Source organism: Variovorax paradoxus NBRC 15149, assembly GCF_001591365.1.
Classification (GTDB): Bacteria; Pseudomonadota; Gammaproteobacteria; order Burkholderiales; family Burkholderiaceae_C; genus Variovorax; species Variovorax paradoxus.
In genome coordinates this window covers 53870-75841 of record NZ_BCUT01000001.1, presented here as the reverse complement: position 1 = coordinate 75841, position 21972 = coordinate 53870, and the positions used below count along the sequence as shown (strand labels likewise).

15 protein-coding genes and 4 tRNA genes are annotated in these 21972 nt (G+C 66.7%); 13 read left to right on the top strand and 6 right to left on the bottom strand.

Translation table 11 applies throughout. The annotated features are described in order from the left end of the window. The first annotated feature begins 145 nt into the window (after nucleotides 1-145). From VPA02S_RS00365 to VPA02S_RS00305, 13 genes are all read left to right on the top strand, one after another. Nucleotides 146-1990 (top strand): potassium transporter Kup, encoded by a 1845-nt coding sequence (locus VPA02S_RS00365; protein ID WP_018907297.1) that lies wholly within the window; start codon nucleotides 146-148, stop codon nucleotides 1988-1990. A 96-nt stretch (nucleotides 1991-2086) separates the two neighbouring features. Next, the gene (locus VPA02S_RS00360; protein ID WP_028254239.1) at nucleotides 2087-3280 is read left to right on the top strand and encodes an efflux RND transporter periplasmic adaptor subunit; all 1194 of its coding nucleotides are present in this window, start codon (nucleotides 2087-2089) and stop codon (nucleotides 3278-3280) included. Then, nucleotides 3277-6432 (top strand): efflux RND transporter permease subunit, encoded by a 3156-nt coding sequence (locus tag VPA02S_RS00355; RefSeq protein WP_018907295.1) that lies wholly within the window; start codon nucleotides 3277-3279, stop codon nucleotides 6430-6432. The genes VPA02S_RS00360 and VPA02S_RS00355 overlap by 4 nt, the downstream gene beginning before the upstream one ends. A 114-nt stretch (nucleotides 6433-6546) precedes the next feature. Beyond that, nucleotides 6547-6633, top strand: a tRNA-Leu gene (locus VPA02S_RS00350). Nucleotides 6634-6659: 26 nt separating this feature from the next. Further along, on the top strand, nucleotides 6660-7973 hold the full coding sequence (gene tig, locus VPA02S_RS00345) for a trigger factor (RefSeq protein ID WP_018907294.1): 1314 nt from the start codon (nucleotides 6660-6662) through the stop codon (nucleotides 7971-7973). Between the two features lie 114 nt (nucleotides 7974-8087). Further along, complete coding sequence (clpP, locus tag VPA02S_RS00340) at nucleotides 8088-8696, top strand: ATP-dependent Clp endopeptidase proteolytic subunit ClpP (protein ID WP_012747620.1); 609 nt, start codon at nucleotides 8088-8090, stop codon at nucleotides 8694-8696. Between the two features lie 122 nt (nucleotides 8697-8818). Then, entirely contained in the window at nucleotides 8819-10084 is a 1266-nt protein-coding gene (gene clpX, locus VPA02S_RS00335) for an ATP-dependent Clp protease ATP-binding subunit ClpX (protein WP_012747621.1), read from the top strand. Between the two features lie 119 nt (nucleotides 10085-10203). After that, nucleotides 10204-12645 carry an endopeptidase La gene (gene lon, locus VPA02S_RS00330; protein WP_012747622.1) on the top strand — a complete coding sequence of 814 codons (2442 nt, stop codon included), beginning with the start codon at nucleotides 10204-10206 and terminating at the stop codon, nucleotides 12643-12645. A 54-nt stretch (nucleotides 12646-12699) separates the two neighbouring features. Next, nucleotides 12700-12775 (top strand) — tRNA-Gly (locus tag VPA02S_RS00325). 64 nt (nucleotides 12776-12839) lie between these two features. Further along, nucleotides 12840-12913, top strand: a tRNA-Cys gene (locus tag VPA02S_RS00320). Nucleotides 12914-13025: 112 nt separating this feature from the next. Beyond that, a tRNA-Leu gene (locus VPA02S_RS00315) sits at nucleotides 13026-13117 on the top strand. 22 nt (nucleotides 13118-13139) lie between these two features. Further along, complete coding sequence (locus VPA02S_RS00310; RefSeq protein ID WP_012747623.1) at nucleotides 13140-13772, top strand: DUF6806 family protein; 633 nt, start codon at nucleotides 13140-13142, stop codon at nucleotides 13770-13772. Nucleotides 13773-13823: 51 nt separating this feature from the next. Beyond that, a complete protein-coding gene (locus VPA02S_RS00305; protein ID WP_012747624.1) occupies nucleotides 13824-15125 on the top strand; it encodes an MFS transporter in 1302 nt (433 codons plus the stop codon). Between the two features lie 10 nt (nucleotides 15126-15135). On the opposite strand, the gene VPA02S_RS00300 is transcribed toward VPA02S_RS00305, so the two are convergent. Genes VPA02S_RS00300 through proV form a run of 6 tightly spaced genes read right to left on the bottom strand, consistent with a single transcriptional unit; the run spans nucleotide 15136 to nucleotide 21816 of the window. Continuing rightward, the gene (locus VPA02S_RS00300; RefSeq protein WP_018907292.1) at nucleotides 15136-15918 is read right to left on the bottom strand and encodes a PA3715 family protein; all 783 of its coding nucleotides are present in this window, start codon (nucleotides 15916-15918) and stop codon (nucleotides 15136-15138) included. 18 nt (nucleotides 15919-15936) lie between these two features. Next, nucleotides 15937-16746 (bottom strand): glutamate racemase, encoded by an 810-nt coding sequence (gene murI, locus VPA02S_RS00295; RefSeq protein WP_018907291.1) that lies wholly within the window; start codon nucleotides 16744-16746, stop codon nucleotides 15937-15939. Then, complete coding sequence (locus VPA02S_RS00290; RefSeq protein ID WP_018907290.1) at nucleotides 16743-18296, bottom strand: fumarate hydratase; 1554 nt, start codon at nucleotides 18294-18296, stop codon at nucleotides 16743-16745. Before VPA02S_RS00290 ends, murI begins: the two co-directional genes overlap by 4 nt. A 58-nt stretch (nucleotides 18297-18354) precedes the next feature. Further along, entirely contained in the window at nucleotides 18355-19362 is a 1008-nt protein-coding gene (gene proX, locus VPA02S_RS00285) for a glycine betaine/L-proline ABC transporter substrate-binding protein ProX (RefSeq protein WP_018907289.1), read from the bottom strand. Nucleotides 19363-19385: 23 nt separating this feature from the next. Further along, nucleotides 19386-20537, bottom strand: coding sequence for a glycine betaine/L-proline ABC transporter permease ProW (proW, locus tag VPA02S_RS00280; protein ID WP_018907288.1), 1152 nt, complete (start codon nucleotides 20535-20537; stop codon nucleotides 19386-19388). A 25-nt stretch (nucleotides 20538-20562) separates the two neighbouring features. Beyond that, the gene (gene proV / locus VPA02S_RS00275; protein WP_018907287.1) at nucleotides 20563-21816 is read right to left on the bottom strand and encodes a glycine betaine/L-proline ABC transporter ATP-binding protein ProV; all 1254 of its coding nucleotides are present in this window, start codon (nucleotides 21814-21816) and stop codon (nucleotides 20563-20565) included. Nucleotides 21817-21972 lie beyond the last annotated feature (156 nt).

Below are 21972 nucleotides of genomic sequence, written 5' to 3'. Positions count from 1 at the left end.
GATTGTCCGCGACACGCGGCGCGGACTATGCTCGCGGCGTCGCCAACATCTCACTTCCTTTTCATTCATGAATGCACCCACGCAGGCTCCCGCCGTCCCGAGTCCCGCGCCAGGCGAGGCGCCACATGCGGCGGGGCCGGGCCTGATGATCGCGGCGCTCGGGGTAGTTTTCGGCGACATCGGCACCTCTCCGCTCTACGCCTTCAAGGAAACGCTCAATCCCGAGCACGGCGTGGCGTTCACGCCCGATGCGGTGCTGGGCCTGCTTTCGCTGATCTTCTGGGGCCTGATGTTCGTGGTCACGCTCAAGTACGTGGTGTTCGTGCTGCGCGCGGACCACGACGGCGAGGGCGGCATCCTGGCGCTGCAGGCCCTCGCACGCAATGCGGTGGCGGGCCCGCGGACCCGGCCCTGGGTGCTGAACGTCATTGCGGGGCTCGGCCTGGTCGGCGCGGCCATGTTCTATGGCGACAGCCTGATCACGCCGGCGATCTCGGTGCTGTCGGCGGTCGAGGGGCTGGAGGTGCAGGCGCCGGTGCTGCAGCGCGTGGTGATCCCGATCACCATCCTGATCCTGCTCGGGCTCTTCGCGGTGCAGCGCAAGGGCACCGGCGCGGTGGGCAAGGTGTTCGGGCCGGTCATGCTGCTGTGGTTCCTGGTGCTGGCCGTTGCGGGCGGCTGGCAGGTGCTGCAGCATCCGCAGGTGCTGGCGGCGCTCGATCCGCGCCGGGCCGTCGCTTTCCTGGTCGAGCACCGGCTGCAGTCGCTGGCGGTGCTGGGGGCGGTGTTTCTTGCCTTTACCGGCGGCGAGGCGCTGTATGCCGACATGGGGCACTTCGGCGCGCGCTCGATCCGCTTCGCCTGGCTCTTCATCGCGCTGCCCGGGCTGGTGCTGAACTACTTCGGCCAGGGCGCGCTGGTGCTGGCGGAGCCGGCGGCGGTCGACAACCCCTTCTTCCGGCTCTTTCCTCCATGGGGCGTCGTGCCGATGGTGGTGCTGGCCGCGATGGCGACCGTCATTGCGTCGCAGGCCGTGATTTCGGGCGCGTTTTCACTGACTGCTCACGCGATGCGCATGGGCTACCTGCCGCGCATGCGCGTGGTGCAGACCTCGGGCTCGGCCATCGGCCAGATCTACGTGCCGGTCGTCAACTGGATGCTGATGACGGGCGTGCTGCTGCTGGTGCTGGGCTTTCGCAGCTCGGGGGCGCTGTCGGCGGCCTACGGCATTGCGGTATCGGTCACGATGGTGACCACCACGCTGCTGGCGGGCGTCGTGGCCTGGGGCCTCTGGCGCTGGAACAAGGTGGCGGTGGTCGTCGGGGTGGTGGCTTTTGCTGCCGTCGACCTGACTTTCGTGGCGGCCAACAGCCTCAAGATCGCCGAGGGCGGCTGGCTCACGCTGGCCGTGGCGGTGGCGGTGATGCTGCTGTTCACCACCTGGGCCAAGGGCCGCCGGCTGGGCCTGGAGGCCCTCGCGGCCGAGAGCATGCCGCTCAAGACCTTCGTCGAATCGCTGGCGCTCCACATGCCGCATCGCGTGCGCGGCACGGCCGTGTTCCTGAACGCCGATGCCACCGCCGTGCCCCATGCGCTGCTTCACAACCTCAAGCACAACCAGGTGCTGCACGAGCAGGTGATCGTGCTGCGGGTGCTGGCCTGCGACACGCCGCGCGTGGACGCGCGCCAGCGCATCGAGGCCGAGCAGCTGACGGACGGCATCTGGGTGGTCACCGCGCGCCACGGCTTCATGGAACGGCCCGACGTGCCCGAGTTCATCCGCATCCTGGCCTACCAGAAGACGCTGGCCATCGATTCGATGACCACCTCCTACTTCGTCTCGCGCGCCTCGGTGGGGGAGGAGCACCTCCCCGGCATGAACCCCGTGCGCCGCGCGCTCTTCGGCTGGCTGCAGCGCAATGCGGGCCGGGCGTCCGACTATTTCGAGCTGCCGGACAACCGGCTGGTCGAAATGGGCCAGAGGACCTGACAACCCCCGAATCTCGATTGACAGTCCCTGAGGTTTACCCTAAATTACTAACCAGTGGGTCAGTAATGACCGGGTTCGACCTTTCTAGGGTGTCTCATGACTGCCTCCTCCGGCTTTTCTCCTCTTGCCCGCAGTGCCGCCTGGCTGCTGCTCCCCGCCTTGTTCCTGGCCGGCTGTTCGCAGTCGAAGCCGGCCGAGGAACCCGTGCGCGCCGTCAAGCTGGTGACCGTGGGCACCAGCGATTTCGAGGCCCAGCCCGAGTTCTCGGCCGAGGTCCGGGCGCGCGTCGAATCGCGGCTGGGCTTCCGCGTGGCGGGCAAGATCACCAAACGACAAGCCGAGCTCGGCCAGCATGTGCAGGCCGGCCAGGTGCTGGCCCAGCTCGATCCGCAGGACTACCGGCTGGCCGCTGAAGCGGCGCGCGCGCAGCTGGCGGCAGCCCAGACCAACCGCGATCTCGCAGCGGCCGATCTCAAGCGCTATACCGAACTGCGCGCGCAGAACTTCATCAGCGGCGCCGAGCTGGAGCGCCGCGAATCCACCTGGAAGGCCGCGCAGGCGCAACTCGAGCAGGCGCAGGCCCAGCTTTCGTCGCAGGGCAACCAGGCCAGCTACACCACGCTGGTGGCCGACGTGGCCGGCATCATCACCGCCATCGAGGCCGAGCCCGGGCAGGTGGTGCAGGCGGGCACGCCGGTCGTGCGCATTGCGCAGGACGGCGCGCGCGACGTGGTGTTTGCGGTGCCCGAAGACCGCGCCGCGCTCATCAAGCCCGGATCGCCGGTCATGGTGCGCGGCTGGTCGGGCGGCAGCGAGCTGCAGGGCGAGGTGCGCGAAGTGGCGGCCAGCGCCGACGCAGTCACGCGCACCTACGCGGTCAAGGTGGCGATCGATGCCGCCACCTCGCCGGCGCTCGGCGCCACCGTGTATGCCCGCCCGCAGGCGCTGGCACGCACCGGCGGCGCGGTCATGAAGCTGCCGACCAGTGCCTTGCGCCAGGAAGGCAAGGGCACGGCGGTCTGGGTGCTCGACAAGTCGACCATGACGGTGCGCTCGCAACCGGTGCAGGTGGCCACGGCCGACGGCAACGAGGCCGTGATCGGCGCTGGCCTCGCGCCCGGCATGATGGTCGTGGCCGCGGGCGTGCATGTGCTCTCGCCGGGGCAGAAGGTCACCATCTACCAGTCGAAGGAGGCTGCCGCGGCAGCCGCCAACGCGAAGGAATCGGCGCAGCCGGTCGAGGCCGTGGCGGCCTCGAAGAAGGAGATCGCTGCAGGTGCTTCCAAATGACGGAAGGCGCAGCTACCACCGCCAAGCCCGCCGGCTTCAATCTTTCCAAATGGGCGCTGGACCACGCGCCCCTCACGCGCTACCTGATGGTGGTGCTGATGGTGCTGGGCGCCTTCGCGTACTTCCAGCTCGGCCAGGACGAAGACCCGCCGTTCACCTTCCGTGCCATGGTGGTTCGCACCTTCTGGCCCGGCGCCACTGCCCAGCAGGTGGCCGAGCAGGTCACCGACAAGCTCGAGCGCACGCTGCAGGAGGCACCGTACGCCGACAAGATCCGCAGCTACTCGAAGCCGGGCGAGTCGCAGATCATTTTCCAGATCAAGGACTCGTCCAAGGCCGCCGACGTGGCCAACGTCTGGTACACGGTGCGCAAGAAGGTCGGCGACATGCGCAACACGCTGCCGCCGGGCGTGCAGGGGCCGTTCTTCAATGACGATTTCGGCGACGTCTATGGCGTGATCTACGCGCTGGAGAGCGAAGGCTTCAGCCAGGCCGAGCTCAAGACCTTGGCCGACGAGGTGCGCCAGCAGCTGCTGCGCGTGAAGGACGTGGCCAAGGTCGACCAGTTCGGCGTGCAGGACCAGAAGGTCTACATCGAGATCTCGCAGAAGCGCGTCGCGCAACTGGGGCTGGACTTCAACGCGGTGCTGGCCCAGCTCGGCTCGCAAAATGCGATCGAAAGCGCGGGCACGATCCAGTCGCCGCTGGACGTGGTGCAGGTGCGCGTGGGCGGGCAGTTCACCAACGTGGAGCAGCTGCGCGAGATGCCGATCCGCGGCAGCTCGGGCAACCAGCTCAGGCTCGGCGACATCGCCGAGATCCATCGCGGCTACATCGATCCGCCGGCCGTGAAGGTGCACCACCAGGGCAAGGAAGTTGTCGCGCTCGGCGTTTCCATGGCCAAGGGCGGCGACATCATCGCGCTGGGCAAGGCGCTGCGCGCCACCACCGCGGAGATCGACCAGCGCCTGCCGGCCGGCGTGAAGCTTGCGCAGGTGCAGGACCAGCCGGTGTCGGTGTCCAGCTCGGTCAATGAATTCGTCGGCGTGCTGATCGAGGCGGTGGCCATCGTGCTGGCCGTGAGCATCATCTCGCTGGGCCTGCACAAGGGCGGGCGCTTCGGCTGGTACATCGACATCCGGCCCGGGCTGGTGGTGGCCATCACGATCCCGCTGGTGCTGGCCGTGACCTTCCTGGCCATGAACTACTTCGGCATCGGGCTGCACAAGATATCGCTGGGCTCGCTGATCATCGCGCTCGGCCTCCTGGTGGACGACGCGATCATCGCGGTCGAGATGATGGTGCGCAAGATGGAGGAGGGCTACGACAAGGTGCGCGCCGCCACCTTCGCCTACGACGTCACGGCCAAGCCCATGCTGACCGGCACGCTCATCACGGCTGCGGGCTTCCTGCCGATCGGCATCGCCAAGTCGGTCACGGGCGAATACACCTTCGCGATCTTCGCGGTGACGGTGATCGCGCTGGTGCTGTCGTGGATCGTCTCGGTGTACTTCGTGCCCTACCTGGGCACGCTGCTGCTCAAGGTCAAGCCGCACGACCCCGATGCGCCGCCGCACGAGCTGTTCGACACGCCGTTCTACAACAACTTCCGCGGCGCGGTGAACTGGTGCGTGCAGCACCGCTGGCTGACCATCGGTGCCACGGTGCTGATCTTCGCGCTCGGCATCTTCGGCATGGGCAAGGTGCAGCAGCAGTTCTTCCCGGATTCGAGCCGGCCGGAGATCATGGTGGACATCTGGTTCCCCGAAGGCACCTCGTTCGCGGCCAACGAAGAAGTCGCCAAACGCGTCGAGCAGCGCATCATGAAGGAAGAGGGCGTGAAGACGGTCAGCACCTGGATCGGCTCCGGCGTGCCGCGCTTCTACCTGCCGCTGGACCAGGTCTTTCCGCAGACCAACGTCTCGCAGCTCATCGTGCTGGCCAAGGACCTGAAGGTGCGGGAGACCCTGCGCATCAAGCTGCCCGCGCTCCTGGCGCAGGAGTTCCCCGAAGTGCGCGGCCGCGTGAAGCTGCTGCCCAACGGGCCACCGGTGCCGTATCCGGTGCAGTTCCGCGTGATCGGTACCGACCCTGCCCAGCTGCGTGGGCATGCCGACGAGGTCAAGGCCGTGCTGCGCGAGAACGCCAACATGCGCGGCGTGAACGACAACTGGAACGAATCGGTCAAGGTGATCCGTCTGGAGGTCGACCAGGCCAAGGCGCGCGCGCTCGGCGTCACCAGCCAGGCGATCGCCCAGGCTTCCAAGACCATGTTCTCCGGCACCACCGTGGGCCAGTACCGCGAGAACGACCTGCTGATCGACATCGTGCTGCGCCAGTCGGCCGACGAGCGCGAGGCCATCTCGGACATCGGCAACGCCTACCTGCCCACCACCTCGGGCCGCTCGATTCCGCTGACGCAGATCGCCCGGCCGGTGTTCAGCTGGGAACCCGGCGTGATGTGGCGCGAGAACCGCGACTACGCCATCACCGTGCAGGGCGACGTGGTCGAAGGCCTGCAGGGCGCCACGGTGACCGAGCAGCTGCTGCCGAAGCTGCGCCAGCTCGAGGCCGGCTGGCACGCGGCCGGCGAGGGCGGCTACCGCATCGAGGTGGCGGGCGCGGTCGAGGAAAGCAGCAAGGGCTCGGCCTCCATCGTGGCGGGCGTGCCGATCATGCTGTTCCTGGTGTTCACGCTCCTGATGCTGCAGCTGCACAGCTTCAGCCGCTCGCTGCTGGTGTTCATCACCGGACCGATGGGCATCGCCGGCGTGGCCGGTGCGCTGCTGCTGCTGAACCGGCCGTTCGGCTTCGTGGCGCTTTTGGGCGTGATCGCGCTGATGGGCATGATCCAGCGCAACGCGGTGATCCTGATCGACCAGATCGAGAGCGACCGCGAGGCCGGCGTGCCGGCCTGGGACGCGATCGTGGAATCGGCCGTGCGGCGCCTGCGGCCGATCGTACTGACGGCGGCCGCGGCGGTGCTGGCGATGATTCCGCTCTCCCGCAGCGTGTTCTGGGGGCCGATGGCCGTGGCCATCATGGGCGGGCTGATCGTGGCGACCGTATTGACCCTGCTGGCGCTGCCGGCAATGTACGCCGCCGCCTTCCGCGTCAAGCGGGAGCCGAAAGAGCTCCCGATTAGCGCTTAAAATACGCGGTTGACCGATTTCAGGCGGACGGTCTTTGGGCGGCGGGCATCCGGCAATCGGGGGTCCGCGGCACCAGGGCCGTCCGCCTTTGCATTCACCTGAAAAATTTGGCAAGCGCGGGTGGCGAAATTGGTAGACGCACCAGGTTTAGGTCCTGACGTTCGCAAGAACGTGCCGGTTCGAGTCCGGCCCCGCGCACCAGCCACACCCCTCACAAGGAAGACACCATGACCGTGACCGTTGAAACTCTCGAGAAGCTCGAACGCAAGATCACGCTGACCCTGCCGGTCGGCACCATCCAGTCCGAAGTCGATTCGCGCCTCAAGAAGCTCGCGCGCACCGTCAAGATGGATGGCTTCCGTCCCGGCAAGGTGCCGATGAACGTCGTGGCCCAGCGCTACGGCTACTCGGTGCACTACGAAGTCATGAACGACAAGGTCGGCGAAGCCTTCTCGCAGGCCGCCAACGAAGCCAAGCTGCGCGTGGCCGGCCAGCCCCGCATCACCGAGAAGGAAGAGTCGCCCGAAGGCCAGCTCGCCTTCGACGCGGTCTTCGAAGTGTTCCCCGAAGTCAAGATCAACGACCTGTCGAACGCCGAAGTCGAGAAGCTCTCGGCCGAAGTGGGCGACGACGCCATCGACAAGACGCTGGACATCCTGCGCAAGCAGCGCCGCACCTTCGCGCAGCGCGCCCAGGACGCCGTGGCCCAGGACGACGACCGCGTGACGGTCGATTTCGAAGGCAAGATCGACGGCGAGCCCTTCCCGGGCGGCAAGGCCGAAGACTTCCAGTTCATCGTCGGCGAAGGCCAGATGCTCAAGGAATTCGAAGACGCCGTGCGCGGCATGAAGGCCGGCGACAGCCGCACCTTCCCGCTCTCGTTCCCGGCCGACTACCACGGCAAGGACGTGGCCGGCAAGCAGGCCGACTTCATGGTCACCGTGAAGAAGATCGAAGCCTCGCACCTGCCCGAAGTCAACGAACAGCTCGCCAAGTCGCTCGGCATTGCCGAAGCCACGGTCGAGGGCCTGCGCGCCGACATCAAGAAGAACCTCGAGCGCGAAGTGAAGTTCCGCCTGCTGGCGCGCAACAAGAACGCCGTGATGGACACCCTGGTGGCCAACGCCGAGCTCGACCTGCCCAACGCGAGCGTGCAGTCCGAAGTCAACCGCATGGTCGAAGGCGCCCGCGCCGAGCTCAAGCAGCGCGGCATCAAGGACGCCGACAAGGCGCCGATCCCCGACGAAGTGTTCCGTCCCCAAGCCGAGCGCCGCGTGCGCCTGGGCCTCGTGGTGGCCGAGCTGGTGCGCGCCAACAACCTGCAGGCCAAGCCCGAGCAGATCAAGGCCCACATCGACGAGCTGGCCGCCAGCTACGAAAAGCCGGCCGACGTGGTGCGCTGGTACTTCAGCGACAACAATCGCCTGGCCGAAGTCGAAGCCGTGGTCATCGAGAACAACGTGACCGATTTCGTGCTCGGCAAGGCCAAGGTCAATGAAAAGTCGGTGTCGTTCGACGAACTGATGGCGCAACAAGGCTGATCCACTGCCGCCTGCGACGCCAATGGGGCTTGTGCTTTGCGGCACGAGCCCCATTTCACTCAGGCGTACAGTAAATTCGAACAGCGAACGAACCCTTTTCCGGAGAGCAATTCAATGAGCGCACAGGAAATCAAAGGCCTCGGCATGATCCCGATGGTCATCGAGCAGTCGGGCCGCGGCGAGCGGTCCTACGACATCTATTCGCGCCTCCTCAAGGAGCGCATCATTTTCCTGGTGGGCGAGGTGAACGACCAGACCGCCAACCTCGTGGTGGCGCAGCTGCTGTTCCTCGAGAGCGAGAACCCGGACAAGGACATTTCGTTCTACATCAACTCCCCGGGCGGCAGCGTGAGCGCCGGCATGGCCATCTACGACACCATGCAGTTCATCAAGCCCGACGTTTCCACCATGTGCATCGGCTTTGCGGCCAGCATGGGCGCCTTCCTGCTGGCGGCCGGAGAAAAGGGCAAGCGCTTCTCGCTGCCCAATTCGAAGATCATGATCCACCAGGTGCTCGGCGGCGCGCGCGGCCAGGCCACGGACATCGAGATCCATGCCCGCGACATCCTGCGCACCAAGGACCAGATGAACCGCATCCTGGCCGAACGCACGGGCCAGCCGCTCGAAAAAGTCAAGTCGGACACCGAACGCGACTATTTCCTCACGGCCGATGAAGCCAAGGACTACGGCCTGGTGGACCAGGTCATTGCGAAGCGCAGCTGAGGCATTGAGCCCCTGCCGCGGCGCCGGCGGCGCCAAAAAGGCAAAAACCGGCGTTTTCCACACGGGAAACGCCGTTTTTGTTTAGTTATCATTGTCCCCACCCCTTTACGAGGCACCTGTCCATGGCCGAAAAAAAAGGCTCCTCCAGCGAAAAAACGCTTTATTGCTCGTTCTGCGGCAAGAGCCAGCATGAGGTCAAGAAGCTGATCGCGGGCCCTTCGGTCTTCATTTGCGACGAGTGCATCGACCTTTGCAACGAAATCATCCGCGACGAGCTCCCGGCCGGTGAAGAGGCGCGCGAGGCGCGCAGCGACCTGCCCACGCCGCTGGAAATCAAGACCAACCTCGACAACTACGTGATCGGCCAGGAGCCGGCCAAGCGCATGCTGTCGGTGGCGGTCTACAACCACTACAAGCGCCTGCGCCACAAGGAAAAGGCCAAGGGCGACGACGTCGAGCTCAGCAAGAGCAACATCCTCCTGATCGGCCCCACGGGCTCGGGCAAGACGCTGCTCGCGCAAACGCTCGCGCGCATGCTCGACGTGCCCTTCGTGATGGCCGACGCCACCACGCTGACCGAAGCCGGCTACGTGGGCGAGGACGTCGAGAACATCATCCAGAAGCTGCTGCAGAGCTGCAACTACGAAGTCGAGCGCGCCCAGCGCGGCATCGTCTACATCGACGAAATCGACAAGATCTCGCGCAAGTCGGACAACCCGTCGATCACGCGCGACGTGTCGGGCGAGGGCGTGCAGCAGGCGCTGCTCAAGCTCATCGAAGGCACCATGGCCAGCGTGCCGCCGCAGGGCGGGCGCAAGCACCCGAACCAGGACTTCCTGCAGATCGACACGACCAACATCCTGTTCATCTGCGGCGGCGCCTTTGCCGGCCTCGAGAAGGTCATCGAGAACCGCACCGAGGCCTCGGGCATCGGCTTCGGCGCTTCGGTCAAGAGCAAGGCGCAGCGCAGCATCACCGAGGTGTTCCGCGAGGTCGAGCCCGAAGACCTGATCAAGTTCGGCCTGATCCCCGAACTGGTGGGCCGCATGCCCGTGGTGGCCTCGCTGGCCGAGCTCAGCGAAGACGCGCTGGTGCAGATCCTGACCGAGCCCAAGAACGCCGTGGTCAAGCAGTTCACCAAGCTGCTGCAGATGGAAGGCGTCGACCTGGAGATTCGTCCCGCGGCGCTCAAGGCCATTGCACGCAAGGCGCTGGCCCGCAAGACCGGCGCGCGGGGCCTGCGTTCGATCCTCGAACAGTCGCTGATCGACACCATGTTCGAGCTGCCGAATGCCACCAACGTCGACAAGGTTGTGGTCGAGGAATCCACAATTGATGAAAACAAGCCGCCGCTGCTCGTGTACCGCGAAGCGGCCAAGAAGGCCTGAGTGAACGCGGCGCCGGCACTTTCCAGCAAGGCGTCCGGCGCCTTCGACAAAGACCGGGTGCACGGGCTTGAAATGCCCGAACACCCATCCATCTTTGCCTGATCAATCAAAGGATATTCATGTCCGGTCATACCCCCCTGCCTGCCGACGCGATCGACCTGCCGCTGCTGCCGCTGCGCGACGTGGTCGTGTTCCCTCACATGGTGATCCCGCTGTTCGTGGGTCGCCCCAAGAGCATCAAGGCGCTCGAACTGGCCATGGAGGCCGAGCGCCGCATCATGCTGGTGGCCCAGAAGGCCGCCGCCAAGGACGAGCCCTCGGTCGAGGACATGTTCGAGGTGGGCTGCGTCTCGACCATCCTGCAGATGCTCAAGCTGCCTGACGGCACCGTGAAGGTGCTGGTCGAAGGCCAGCAGCGCGCCCGCGTGAACCGCATCGACGACGGCGAGACCCACTTCTCGGCCAACGTGACGCCCGTCGAGGCGGCCGCGAGCAGCGAGAAGGGCACCGAGGTCGAGGCGCTGCGCCGTGCCGTGATGCAGCAGTTCGACCAGTACGTCAAGCTCAACAAGAAGATCCCGCCCGAGATCCTCACGTCGATCTCCAGCATCGACGATCCGGGCCGCCTGGCCGACACCATCGCCGCGCACCTGCCGCTCAAGCTCGACAACAAGCAGGCCGTGCTCGACCTGGACGACGTCAAGTCGCGCCTGGAGAACCTGTTCGGCCAGCTCGAACGCGAGGTCGACATCCTCAACGTCGACAAGAAGATCCGCGGCCGCGTGAAGCGCCAGATGGAAAAGAACCAGCGCGACTTCTATCTCAACGAGCAGGTCAAGGCGATCCAGAAGGAGCTCGGCGAAGGCGAAGAGGGCGCGGACATCGAGGAGATCGAGAAGAAGATCAAGCTCGCCAAGATGCCCAAGGAAGCGCTCAAGAAGGCCGAGGGCGAGCTCAAGAAGCTCAAGCTGATGTCGCCCATGTCGGCCGAGGCCACCGTGGTGCGCAACTACATCGACGTGCTGGTCGGCCTGCCCTGGAGCAAGAAGACCAAGATCAAGCACGACCTGGCCAATGCCGAGGCGGTGCTCAATGCCGACCACTACGGCCTGGAGAAGGTCAAGGACCGCATCCTCGAATATCTCGCGGTGCAGCAGCGCGTCGACAAGGTCAAGGCGCCGATCCTGTGCCTCGTGGGCCCGCCCGGCGTGGGCAAGACCTCGCTCGGGCAGTCGATCGCCAAGGCGACCGGCCGCAAGTACACCCGCATGGCGCTGGGCGGCATGCGCGACGAGGCCGAGATCCGCGGCCACCGCCGCACCTACATCGGCGCGCTGCCGGGCAAGGTGCTGCAGGGGCTGAGCAAGATCGGCACGCGCAATCCGCTGTTCCTGCTCGACGAGATCGACAAGCTGGGCACCGACTTCCGCGGCGACCCGTCGAGCGCGCTGCTCGAGGTGCTCGACCCGGAGCAGAACCACACCTTCGGCGACCACTACGTCGAGGTCGACTTCGACCTGTCCGACGTGATGTTCGTCGCCACCTCGAACTCGATGAACATCCCGCCGGCGCTGCTCGACCGGATGGAAGTCATCCGCCTCTCGGGCTACACCGAGGACGAGAAGACCAACATCGCGATCAAGTACCTGCTGCCCAAGCAGATGAAGAACAACGGCGTCAAGGAAGACGAACTGCTCGTCACCGAAGAGGCCGTGCGCGGCATCGTGCGCTACTACACGCGCGAAGCCGGCGTGCGTTCGCTCGAGCGCGAGCTTTCCAAGATCTGCCGCAAGGTGGTCAAGGGCCTGCTGCTCAAGCAGATGACGCCCAAGGTCACGGTGGATGGCTCCAACCTCAACGACTTCCTGGGCGTGCGCAAGTACAGCTTCGGACTGGCCGAGAAGCAGAACCAGGTGGGGCAGGTGGTCGGCCTGGCCTGGACCGAGGTGGGCGGCGACCTGCTCACCATCGAGGCGGTCACCATGCCCGGCAAGGGCGTGATCAGCCGCACCGGATCGCTGGGCGACGTGATGAAGGAATCGGTCGAGGCTGCGCGCACCGTGGTGCGCAGCCGCTCGCGCCGCCTGGGCATCAAGGACGAGGTGTTCGAGAAGCGCGACATCCACATCCACGTGCCCGATGGCGCAACGCCCAAGGACGGCCCGAGCGCGGGTGCCGCAATGACCACGGCCTTCGTGTCGGCGCTCACGGGCATTCCCGTGCGTGCAGACGTTGCCATGACGGGCGAGATCACGCTGCGCGGCGAGGTCACGGCCATCGGCGGCCTGAAGGAAAAGTTGCTGGCCGCATTGCGCGGCGGCATCAAGACCGTGTTGATTCCCGAGGAAAACGCGAAGGACCTGCAGGACATTCCCGAGAACGTGAAGAACGGCCTCGAGATCGTGCCCGTGAAGTGGATCGACAAGGTCCTGGAGATCGCGCTCGAGAAGATGCCCGAGCCGCTGTCGGACGAGGAGGTTGCCGCCTCCGCGGCCGCCGTGGCCGAGCTGGCCAAGCAACGTGCGGGCACGCCGGCTTCAGAGGGTTCCGTCAAACATTGATCGGCAGAACTTGCCGAGCCCCGAAAAAGTGTTCTATAATTCGAGGCTCGAAACGCGGGAATAGCTCAGTTGGTAGAGCGCAACCTTGCCAAGGTTGAGGTCGAGAGTTCGAGACTCTTTTCCCGCTCCAGTTTTGAAAAAGGGAAGCACTGCTTCCCTTTTTTTCGCGAATTCGATTTCGTTTTCAGCAGCGTGGCGCGATAGCAAAGCGGTTATGCAACGGATTGCAAATCCGTCTAGCCCGGTTCGACTCCGGGTCGCGCCTCCACCCTCTCCCTCTCTGATCAAGCTCGATCCGCCCTCCACCGAAAAAACCAGCCCCGCCAACCTGCGTTGCCGGGGCCCGTTTCGTTTGGGTTATCGTCGATGTTCAACCCGAGGCCCGGATGGTGAAATTGGTAGACACATCGGACTTAAAATCCGCCGCTTCCTTAATCGGGGCATACGGGTTCGACCCCCGTTCCGGGCACCACATTTAGACAAGGGAGCACTCCATGCCTCGTTACAACGCTCCATTTGAAATCCATGTGCACGGCGACGTGCCCTTGCGCTCCGACGTCGGCTTCGACCAGATCCAGGAAGCGCTCAAGCCGCTGTGGGCCTACGCAGGCGCCAAGTCGCTGGCCGACGGCGCGACCAGCACCTACGAAGAAGAACCCGGCATCCGCTTCGAGCAGAAGGACCACATGCTCCAGATCTGCTGGACGGTGCCGGGCGACGAAGACTTTCGCCAGGCGCTCGACGAGATGTGCATGGCCCTGAACGAACTGTCCGAGCGCGGCGCCGCCATCGAGGTCACCTTCTACGACACCGACTTCGACGAGGAAGAGGGCGACCCCGACGAAGAGTCGCGCGACGATTTCCTGATGCTGTTTGTCGGCCCCAATCCGGCCGCGATCATGCAGGTGCAGCGCGACCTGCTGGTGGAAGACGTCGTCAACCTGATGGAGCGCCACTTCGATGGCGCCGAGCTCGGCGGCGTGGTGTCCGAGATCGACCGCCTTTTCAGCGACCGCTTCGATGCGCTCGTGAATTCGCTCGAGATCGGCAAGCGCCCGCGGGGCACCGGCGGCAGTGGCAGCGGCGGTGGGCATGGCGGCGGCCGCCGCCCGCGCCACCTGCACTGATCCGATCGGGCCAAGGCTGCGTCCGGCGCCCGGTCGATCATCCGTCGCCGCATGGCGCTGTTTCCGTCATCTGCCCTGAACGCCGGCGTGCGCAAGCGCGAGGTGTTCGGCTGGGCCATGTACGACTTTGCGAATTCCGGCTACACCACGGTCGTCATCACGGCCGTGTTTGCCGCCTACTTCGTGGGCGGCATCGCCAAGGGGGCGCCGTGGGCCGCATTTGCCTGGACTGCGGCGCTCAGCGCGTCCTATGCCGTCGTCATGCTTTCGATGCCCGCGATCGGCGCCTGGGCCGACCGGCGTGCCGCCAAGAAGCGCGTGCTCGCCGTGGCGACGCTGGGCTGCGTACTTGCCACGGCGGCGCTCGCATTCACGCCGAGGTTCTCGGGGGCCATGGGCGTTGCGGTTGCCATGGCGCTGATCATCGTCTCCAACACCTTCTATTCCTACGGCGAGTCGCTGACCGGCGCCTTCCTGCCTGAACTCGCGACCGCCGAGGGCATGGGCAAGGTCAGCGGATGGGGCTGGAGCTTCGGCTACGTCGGCGGCATGCTGGCGCTCGGGCTGTGCCTGGCCTACGTGCTGTCGGCCCAGGCCAAAGGCCTGCCTGCATCGCACTTCGTCCCGGTCACGATGCTGATCACCGCGGCCATCTACGGCGCAGCCGCCTGCGCCACCTTCGCGCTCCTGCCCGAGCGTGCGCAGCCCCGTGCGGCCGGCAGCGCAGTGGGCGCATGGCAGCAATTGCGCGCCACCTTCGGGCAGGCCCGCGCCTACCGCGATTTCATGCAGCTGCTGGTCTGCACCGTCTGCTACCAGGGCGGCGTGGCAGTGGCCATCACGCTCGCCGCCATCTATGCCGAGCAGGTCATCGGCTTCGTGGCGAGCGAGACCATGGTGCTGATCTTCGTGCTCAACATCGCGGCCGCTGTCGGCGCCTTCGGCTTCGGCTACGTGCAGGACCGCATCGGCCACAAGATCTCGCTGGCCGGCACGCTGGTGGCCTGGATCGCGGTCTGCGTGATTGCCGCGATGGCGACCACCAAGGGCACCTTCTGGTGGGCTGCCGCCATTGCAGGGCTTGCGATGGGCTCGAGCCAGTCGGCCGGCCGCGCGATGACGGGCTTCCTGGCGCCGCCGCGGCAGCTTGCGGAGTTCTTCGGGCTCTGGACCTTTGCCACGCGGCTCGCGGGCATCATCGGTCCGCTGATGTTCGGCGCCATCACCTGGGCCGCGGGCGGCAACCAGCGCATTGCGATTCTCTCGACCGCGGCGCTGTTCATTGCGGGGCTGCTGCTGTTGCTGCCGATCGACATGGCGCGCGGCAGGGCGGCCGCGCTGCGCGGCGCCTGAACCGGCCGGCTCAGGGCGGCTGCTGGCGCAGCGACTTGGGCACGCGGTAGCGCTCGCCGTCGTAGCGCAGCGTCACGGTATTGAAGCGCGCGGGCATGGCCTTCTCGGTGCAGCTCTGGTCTTCCTGCATCTGCGCGCGGCTCTGCACCAGCGTGCGCGACAGCTGCAGATCGGCATAGCCGTTGCTCGCCGACTTGCCGACCGAAAGCATGGTGCGAAGCTGCTCGAAGCGGCCGGTGCAGCTGCTGTCCCATTCGCCGCTGTCGTGGTCGAGCTCGACTTCCTGCAGCACCTCGCGCAGCTTGCTGCCGTGGTGCACGTAGAGGCGGATGGTTTCGCTGGCCACCGTGCTGCCCGGCGCCGTGCCCCGGTAGCGCACGCGCAGCCCGAAGGCGCGCGTGTCGGACGACAGCACGTAGCGCGAGGTGTCGATGCGGATGTCCTGGATGGCGGTGGCGGCGTCTTCGTCGAGCGCCTCGGGCTGGAAGATGCGGCCGATCACCGTGTCGCGCTCGGTGTTGCCGTTGTCGGGCCGCTGGATCAGCAGCAGCTCCAGGTCGAAGACCTTGGCGCCCGTGCTGCTGGTTTCGCGCGGCACGGGCAGCACCACGATGCTGCGGCCCGGAAAGGCGGGCCAGGGCTTGCAGGCGGCCAGGCGCTCGTCGAGCGGGCGGTTCGGATGGAGCTTGGCATGCATGCGCTCGGCAAGGCCGCTCTCGCAGGCCGCATGGCCGAGGCCTGCTGCCGAGAGGCCGAGCAGCAGCAGGGCGCAGCGCAAAAGACGAAGACGCATGTTGTTGTCGGATCGGCTTCAGGCAGCGGTTGCGGCAGCAGCCGGAGCAGCTTGGGGCTGTTGCAGCCAGTGCGCGGCGGCGGCTTCGAGCACGGCCGCATCGCCGCTGCCCTGCAGGACCAGCCCGCCTTCGCCGCTGTCCGCGAGGCGGCCGAGCGAAGCCAGCACGCGCCGGGCCTGCTGCGCGACCGGCGCGCCGGTGTCGATGAAGCGCAGCGCGGGCGGCGCATGGCGCTGCAGCTCGTTCTTCACGAGCGGGTAGTGGGTGCAGCCGAGCACGACGGTATCGACCTGGCCGGGTGCGTCGCCGAAGGGGCCGGCTTCGGCCATGTAGCGGGCGCAGAGTTCGGTGATGGCTGCGGTGTCGAAGCCCTCGATCGCCTTCACGAGCCCGTCGCAGGGCACGGCACGCACATTGGCTGTTCCTGCGAAGGAGTCGCGCAGCGCCGCGTATTTGGCGCTGGCCAGCGTTCCGCGCGTGGCCATCACCGCGATGTGGCCGGTGCGGCTGGTCGCCACGGCGGGCTTGAGCGCAGGCTCCAGGCCGACGATGGGCAAGGCCGGATGCTCGGCGCGCAGCAGGTGGATCGCGGCCGTGGTGGCCGTGTTGCAGGCCACCACCAGCGCCTTGATGCCGTGCTCGGCCATCAGTTGCTCCGCCACCTTGCGCGAGCGCTCGATCACGTAGGCATCGCCGCGCTCGCCATAGGGCGCGAACGCGGTGTCGGCAAAGTACACGAAGCGCTCGTGCGGCAGCTCGGCGCGCAGCGCGGCCAGCACGCTGAGCCCGCCGACGCCGCTGTCGAAGACGCCGACCGGGTTGTTCAAGCCTCTTCCATCATGATGGTCTTGAACTCGCCGCTGGCAATGCGCTTCTGCCACTCGGCCGGGCCGGTGATGTGCGCGCTGGTGCCGCCGGCATCGACCGCCACCGTCACCGGCATGTCGACCACGTCGAATTCATAGATGGCTTCCATGCCCAGGTCCTCGAAGCCCACCACCTTGGCGGTCTTGATCGCCTTGCTCACGAGGTAGGCGGCACCGCCCACGGCCATGAGATAGGCGCTCTTGTGCTTCTTGATCGCCTCGATGGCGACCGGGCCGCGCTCGGCCTTGCCGATCATCGCGATCAGGCCGGTCTGGGCCAGCATCATTTCGGTGAAGCCGTCCATGCGCGTGGCGGTGGTCGGGCCGGCCGGGCCCACGGCCTCGCCGCCGACCGGATCGACCGGGCCGACGTAGTAGATGACGCGGTTCGTGAAGTCCACCGGCAGCTTCTCGCCCTTGGCCAGCATGTCCTGGATGCGCTTGTGCGCGGCATCGCGGCCGGTGAGCATCTTGCCGTTGAGCAGCAGCGTGTCGCCGGGCTTCCAGCTCGCCACTTCGGCGGGCGTGAGCTTGTCGAGGTCGACGCGCTTGCTCTTCTTTTCATCGGGCGTCCAGTTGACGTCGGGCCAGAGGTCGAGCGAGGGCGGGTCGAGGTAGACCGCGCCGCTGCCGTCCATCACGAAGTGCGCATGCCGCGTGGCCGCGCAGTTGGGGATCATTGCCACCGGCTTGCTGGCCGCGTGCGTGGGGTACATCTTGATCTTGATGTCGAGCACGGTGGCCAGGCCGCCCAGCCCCTGCGCGCCGATGCCCAGCGCATTGACCTTCTCGTACAGCTCGATGCGCAGCGCCTCGACCTTGCTGAGCTCGGCGCCCGAGGCCTTCTTGGCCTGCAGCTCGTGCATGTCGAGGTCGTCCATCAGGCTTTCCTTGGCCATCAGCGCGGCCTTCTCGGCCGTGCCGCCGATGCCGATGCCCAGCATGCCGGGCGGGCACCAGCCGGCGCCCATGGTCGGCACGGTCTTGAGCACCCAGTCGACCACGCTGTCGCCGGGGTTCAGCATCACGAGCTTGCTCTTGTTCTCGCTGCCGCCGCCCTTGGCCGCGACCGTCACCTCGACCGTGTTGCCTGGAACGATCTCGGTGAAGATCACCGCGGGCGTGTTGTCCTTGGTGTTCTTGCGGTCGAACTGCGGATCGGCCACGACCGAGGCGCGCAGCGTGTTGTCGGGGTGGTTGTAGCCGCGGCGCACGCCTTCGTTGATGGCGTCGTCCAGGCTGCCGGTGAAGCCGCCCCAGCGCACGTCCATGCCCACCTTGAGGAACACGTTGACGATGCCGGTGTCCTGGCAGATCGGGCGGTGGCCCGTGGCGCTCATCTTGCTGTTGGTCAGGATCTGCGCGATGGCGTCCTTGGCGGCGGGGCTCTGCTCGCGCTCGTAGGCGCGGGCCAGGTGGGCGATGTAGTCGGCGGGATGGTAGTAGCTGATGTACTGCAGCGCGGCGCTGATCGATTCGATCAGGTCGGCCTGCTGGATCGTGGTCGTCATGGTGGGGGGTGTTTTTTGGAGTGTGAAAACGCCCCCCGATTATCTCAGCCGCCGCGTTCTACCTTGCGGCGGCCCGGGCTTGCTCGATCCAGCCGTCGAACAGCGGCCGGTGCGCCCGGATCCAGCCGTCAGTGTGGCGCTCCAGGTCTTGCTGCGTGTTGGCGCCCTGGCTCATGCGCAGGTTCTGGGCGTTGATGTCGCCGATCGGCAGTTTCATCACCTCGAACAGCCGGCCGGCGGCCGGGTTTTTCTCGACGAAGGCCCGGTTGGCGACGATCTGCTCCTGGTTGGCCTGGAAGCCGTAGTTCTTGCCGTTGGGAAGCTGCGTGTCCGCGTTGCCGCCCTGGGAGGACGAGAAGGGCACCTGCAGCCACACCACGTCCGCACCGGGCCGCAGCACCGCGCTGACCCAGTAGGGCGTCCAGGTGTAGTACAGCACCGGCTTGTCCTGCTTGAAGCGGGCGATGGTGTCGGCCATCAGCGCGGCATAGCTGCCCTGCTTGTGCGTGACGGTGTCGCGCAGCTGGTAGGCCGTCAGGTGGTTCTCGATCGCCAGTTCGCAGCCCCAGCCCGGGTTGCAGCCCGTCAGGTCGGCCTTGCCGTCGCCATCGGCATCGAACAGCCTGGCGATGGCCGGGTCCTTCAGCTGCGCGATGCTGCTGATGTTGTACTGCTCGGCCGTCTTGCGATCGATCAGGTAGCCCTGCACCGCGCCGTCCGAGTACACGCCCTTGCGCCACAGCTTGGCGTCGCCGCCGCTGTTCTTGTAGAAGTCGGCGTGCAGCAGGCTCCAGTGGTTGGCCATGAAAGTGGCGTCGCCATTGGCGATGGCCAGGTGCTCGGTGGCGGGTTCGAGGTCCTTCATGGGCTCCACCGTGTAGCCGAGCTTCTCGAGCGCGCGCATCACGAGCAGCGTCTGGAACGCCTCTTCGGCAAGCGAGCTCTTGAGCGGCTGCACGGTGATGCCCTGGCCGGGCAGGTCATTGGCGGCCTGTGCGCCCATGCCGAAGGCGGCGAAACCGAGGGCCAGCAGGCCGCGGACAAGGACGAGACTGGTTTTCTTCATGCGTTGATTTCCTGCGTGACGGCTCATTGCGCTTGCGTAGCGAGGGCGGGAACGGGCTCGTTCGCACCGTCACCGCGGGGCGGCGTGCCCACGAGGCGCTGCAGCAGGCGCAGTGCCAGGCCGGCCGGGCCGGTGTGCCACCAGCGGCGCCCGGCGCTGCGGCGCGACTTGCCCATGGCCTGCGTGAGCCGGTCGAGCGAAATCGCCAGCAGCACGATGCCCAGGCCGCCCACGGTCGCGAGACCCATGTCGAGCCGGCCGATGCCGCGCAGCACCATCTGGCCCAGGCCGCCGACAGCGATCATCGAGGCGATCACCACCATCGACAGCGACAGCATCAGCGCCTGGTTGATGCCCGCCATGATCGAGGGCATGGCCAGCGGCAGCTGCACCTTCACCAGCATCTGCCAGGGCGAGGCGCCGTAGGCACGCGCGGCCTCGATCAGGTCGGGCCGCACCTGGCGCAGGCCCAGGTTGGTCAGGCGCACCAGCGGCGCCAGCGCGAAGATGATGGTCACGATCACGCCGGGCACGTTGCCGATGCCGAACAGCATCACCACCGGCACCAGGTAGACGAAGGCGGGCGTGGTCTGCATCGCGTCGAGCACCGGGCGCATGAGGCGCTGCGCGCGGTCGCTGCTGGCCAGCAGCACGCCGAGCGGCAGGCCGATGATCATGCAGAACACCAGCGAGGTCAGCACCAGCGACAGCGTCACCATGGCTTCGGGCCAGATGCCCAGCATGGCCACGAGCAGCAGCGCCACCGTGGTGCCGATGGCGAGCGCACGGCCGGCGAACTGCCAGGCGAAGAGGCCGATCAGCGCGATCATCGCGAGCGTCGGCAGGCCGGTCAGCAGGCTCTGCACCCAGTTCAGCGTGCTGTCGATGGGCAGGCGCACGGTCTGGAAGAAGGGGCGGAAATGTTCGACCACCCAGCCCAGGCCCTGGTTGATCCAGGATTCGACGGGCAGGGAGCCGTCCCACAGGCGGTGCAGCTGCAAGCCGCTGGCCGTGGCATCGGCCGAGCCGGCCAGCTGATGGGCGGTGTCGGCGGGCGCGTCGAGCCAGGCGCTGGTGGTCGAGGTGTCGGGCGCGGCCGAGAGCGCTTCCCACGGATCGGCGAAGGCGGGAGTTGCGGGGGTGCTCAGGTCGGAAGGAAGTGTGTTGTCGTTCATCGTTCAGGGGGCCTTCGTGAATTCTTCAGTGCGGCTCGGCGGCGAGCGCGGGTGCGGCGTTGGGCGGGACGGGCTCGATCGGCGGCGTGTCGCGGTCGAGGAACTTGAGCAGCGTCGTCTTGCTGATCGCACCGCAGAAGCGGCCGTCGTTCGCCACCACCGGCAGCGCGCACGGCGCCTGCGCGAGCTGGCCGATCAGGCCTGCCACCGGAGCTTCGGCATCGATGCGCGGCAGGTCGCCGATGAATGCATGCTGCAGCCCCAGCGAGCCCGAATGCCCTTCGAGCGCGCCGCGCAGCGTGTCCGCCGACACCACGCCGAGGAAGCGCTTGTTCGGGCTCGTCACGTAGGCGAAGTCGCGGTCCTGGTCTTCCAGCAGCTTGAGCGCCGCGCGCGCACCGCGCTCGGGGTGCTCGCACACCACCGTGAGCGACTTGCGCGCGATGTCCGCCGCCTTGAACACGGCCGCCGCATCGACGCCGCGCACGAAGCTGCGCACGTAGTCGTCGGCGGGGCTGCGCAGGATCTCGTCGGGCGTGCCGACCTGGATCACCTGGCCATCCTTCATGATCGCGATGCGGTCGCCGATGCGCATGGCCTCGTCGAGGTCGTGCGAGATGAAGACGATGGTGCGCCGCTGCTCCTTCTGCAGCCGCAGCAGTTCCGACTGCATCTCGGTGCGGATGATCGGGTCGAGCGCCGAGAAGGCCTCGTCCATCAGGAGGATCGACGGGTCCGAGGCCAGCGCGCGCGCGAGGCCCACGCGCTGCTGCATGCCGCCCGAGAGCTCGTCGGGGTAGCTGTCGCCCCAGCCCGCGAGGCCCACCTGCGCGAGCGCCAGGTCGGCCTGCGCGAGGCGTTCCTTCTTGCTGGTGCCCGACAGTTCGAGGCCGAAGGCGGTGTTCTCGCGCACCGTCATGTGCGGCATCAGCGCGAAGGACTGGAACACCATGCTGATGTCCTTGCGGCGCAGCGCGCGCAGCCTGGCGTCGGAATGCTCGTTGATGTCCGCGCCGTCGATCACGATGCGCCCGGCGGTCGGCTCGATCAGCCGGTTCAGCAGGCGCACCAGCGTCGACTTGCCCGAACCCGAGAGGCCCATGATGACGAAGATCTCGCCGGCCTGGATCTCGAAGGTGGCATCGAACACGCCGATCGACTGGCCCGTTTGCGCAAGGATCTCCTTCTTCGAAAAACCTTGGCGGACGAGTTCGAGCGCCTGTTCGGGCGCGTCGCCGAACACCTTGAAGACATGGTCGATGAGAATTCCTTTGGCCATACGCCGGGGCTCCTTGTGTGAAGGTTGGACACAGCGCCGCTGCGACAAAGCGCGAAGCGGCAATGGTCACGCCATCAGCCGACAGGCTGCGAACACAGAGCGCGAGCGAACGCGTGCAATGGCCCGGCGAGCCCTGGAGGCTGCCGGCAGGCACTG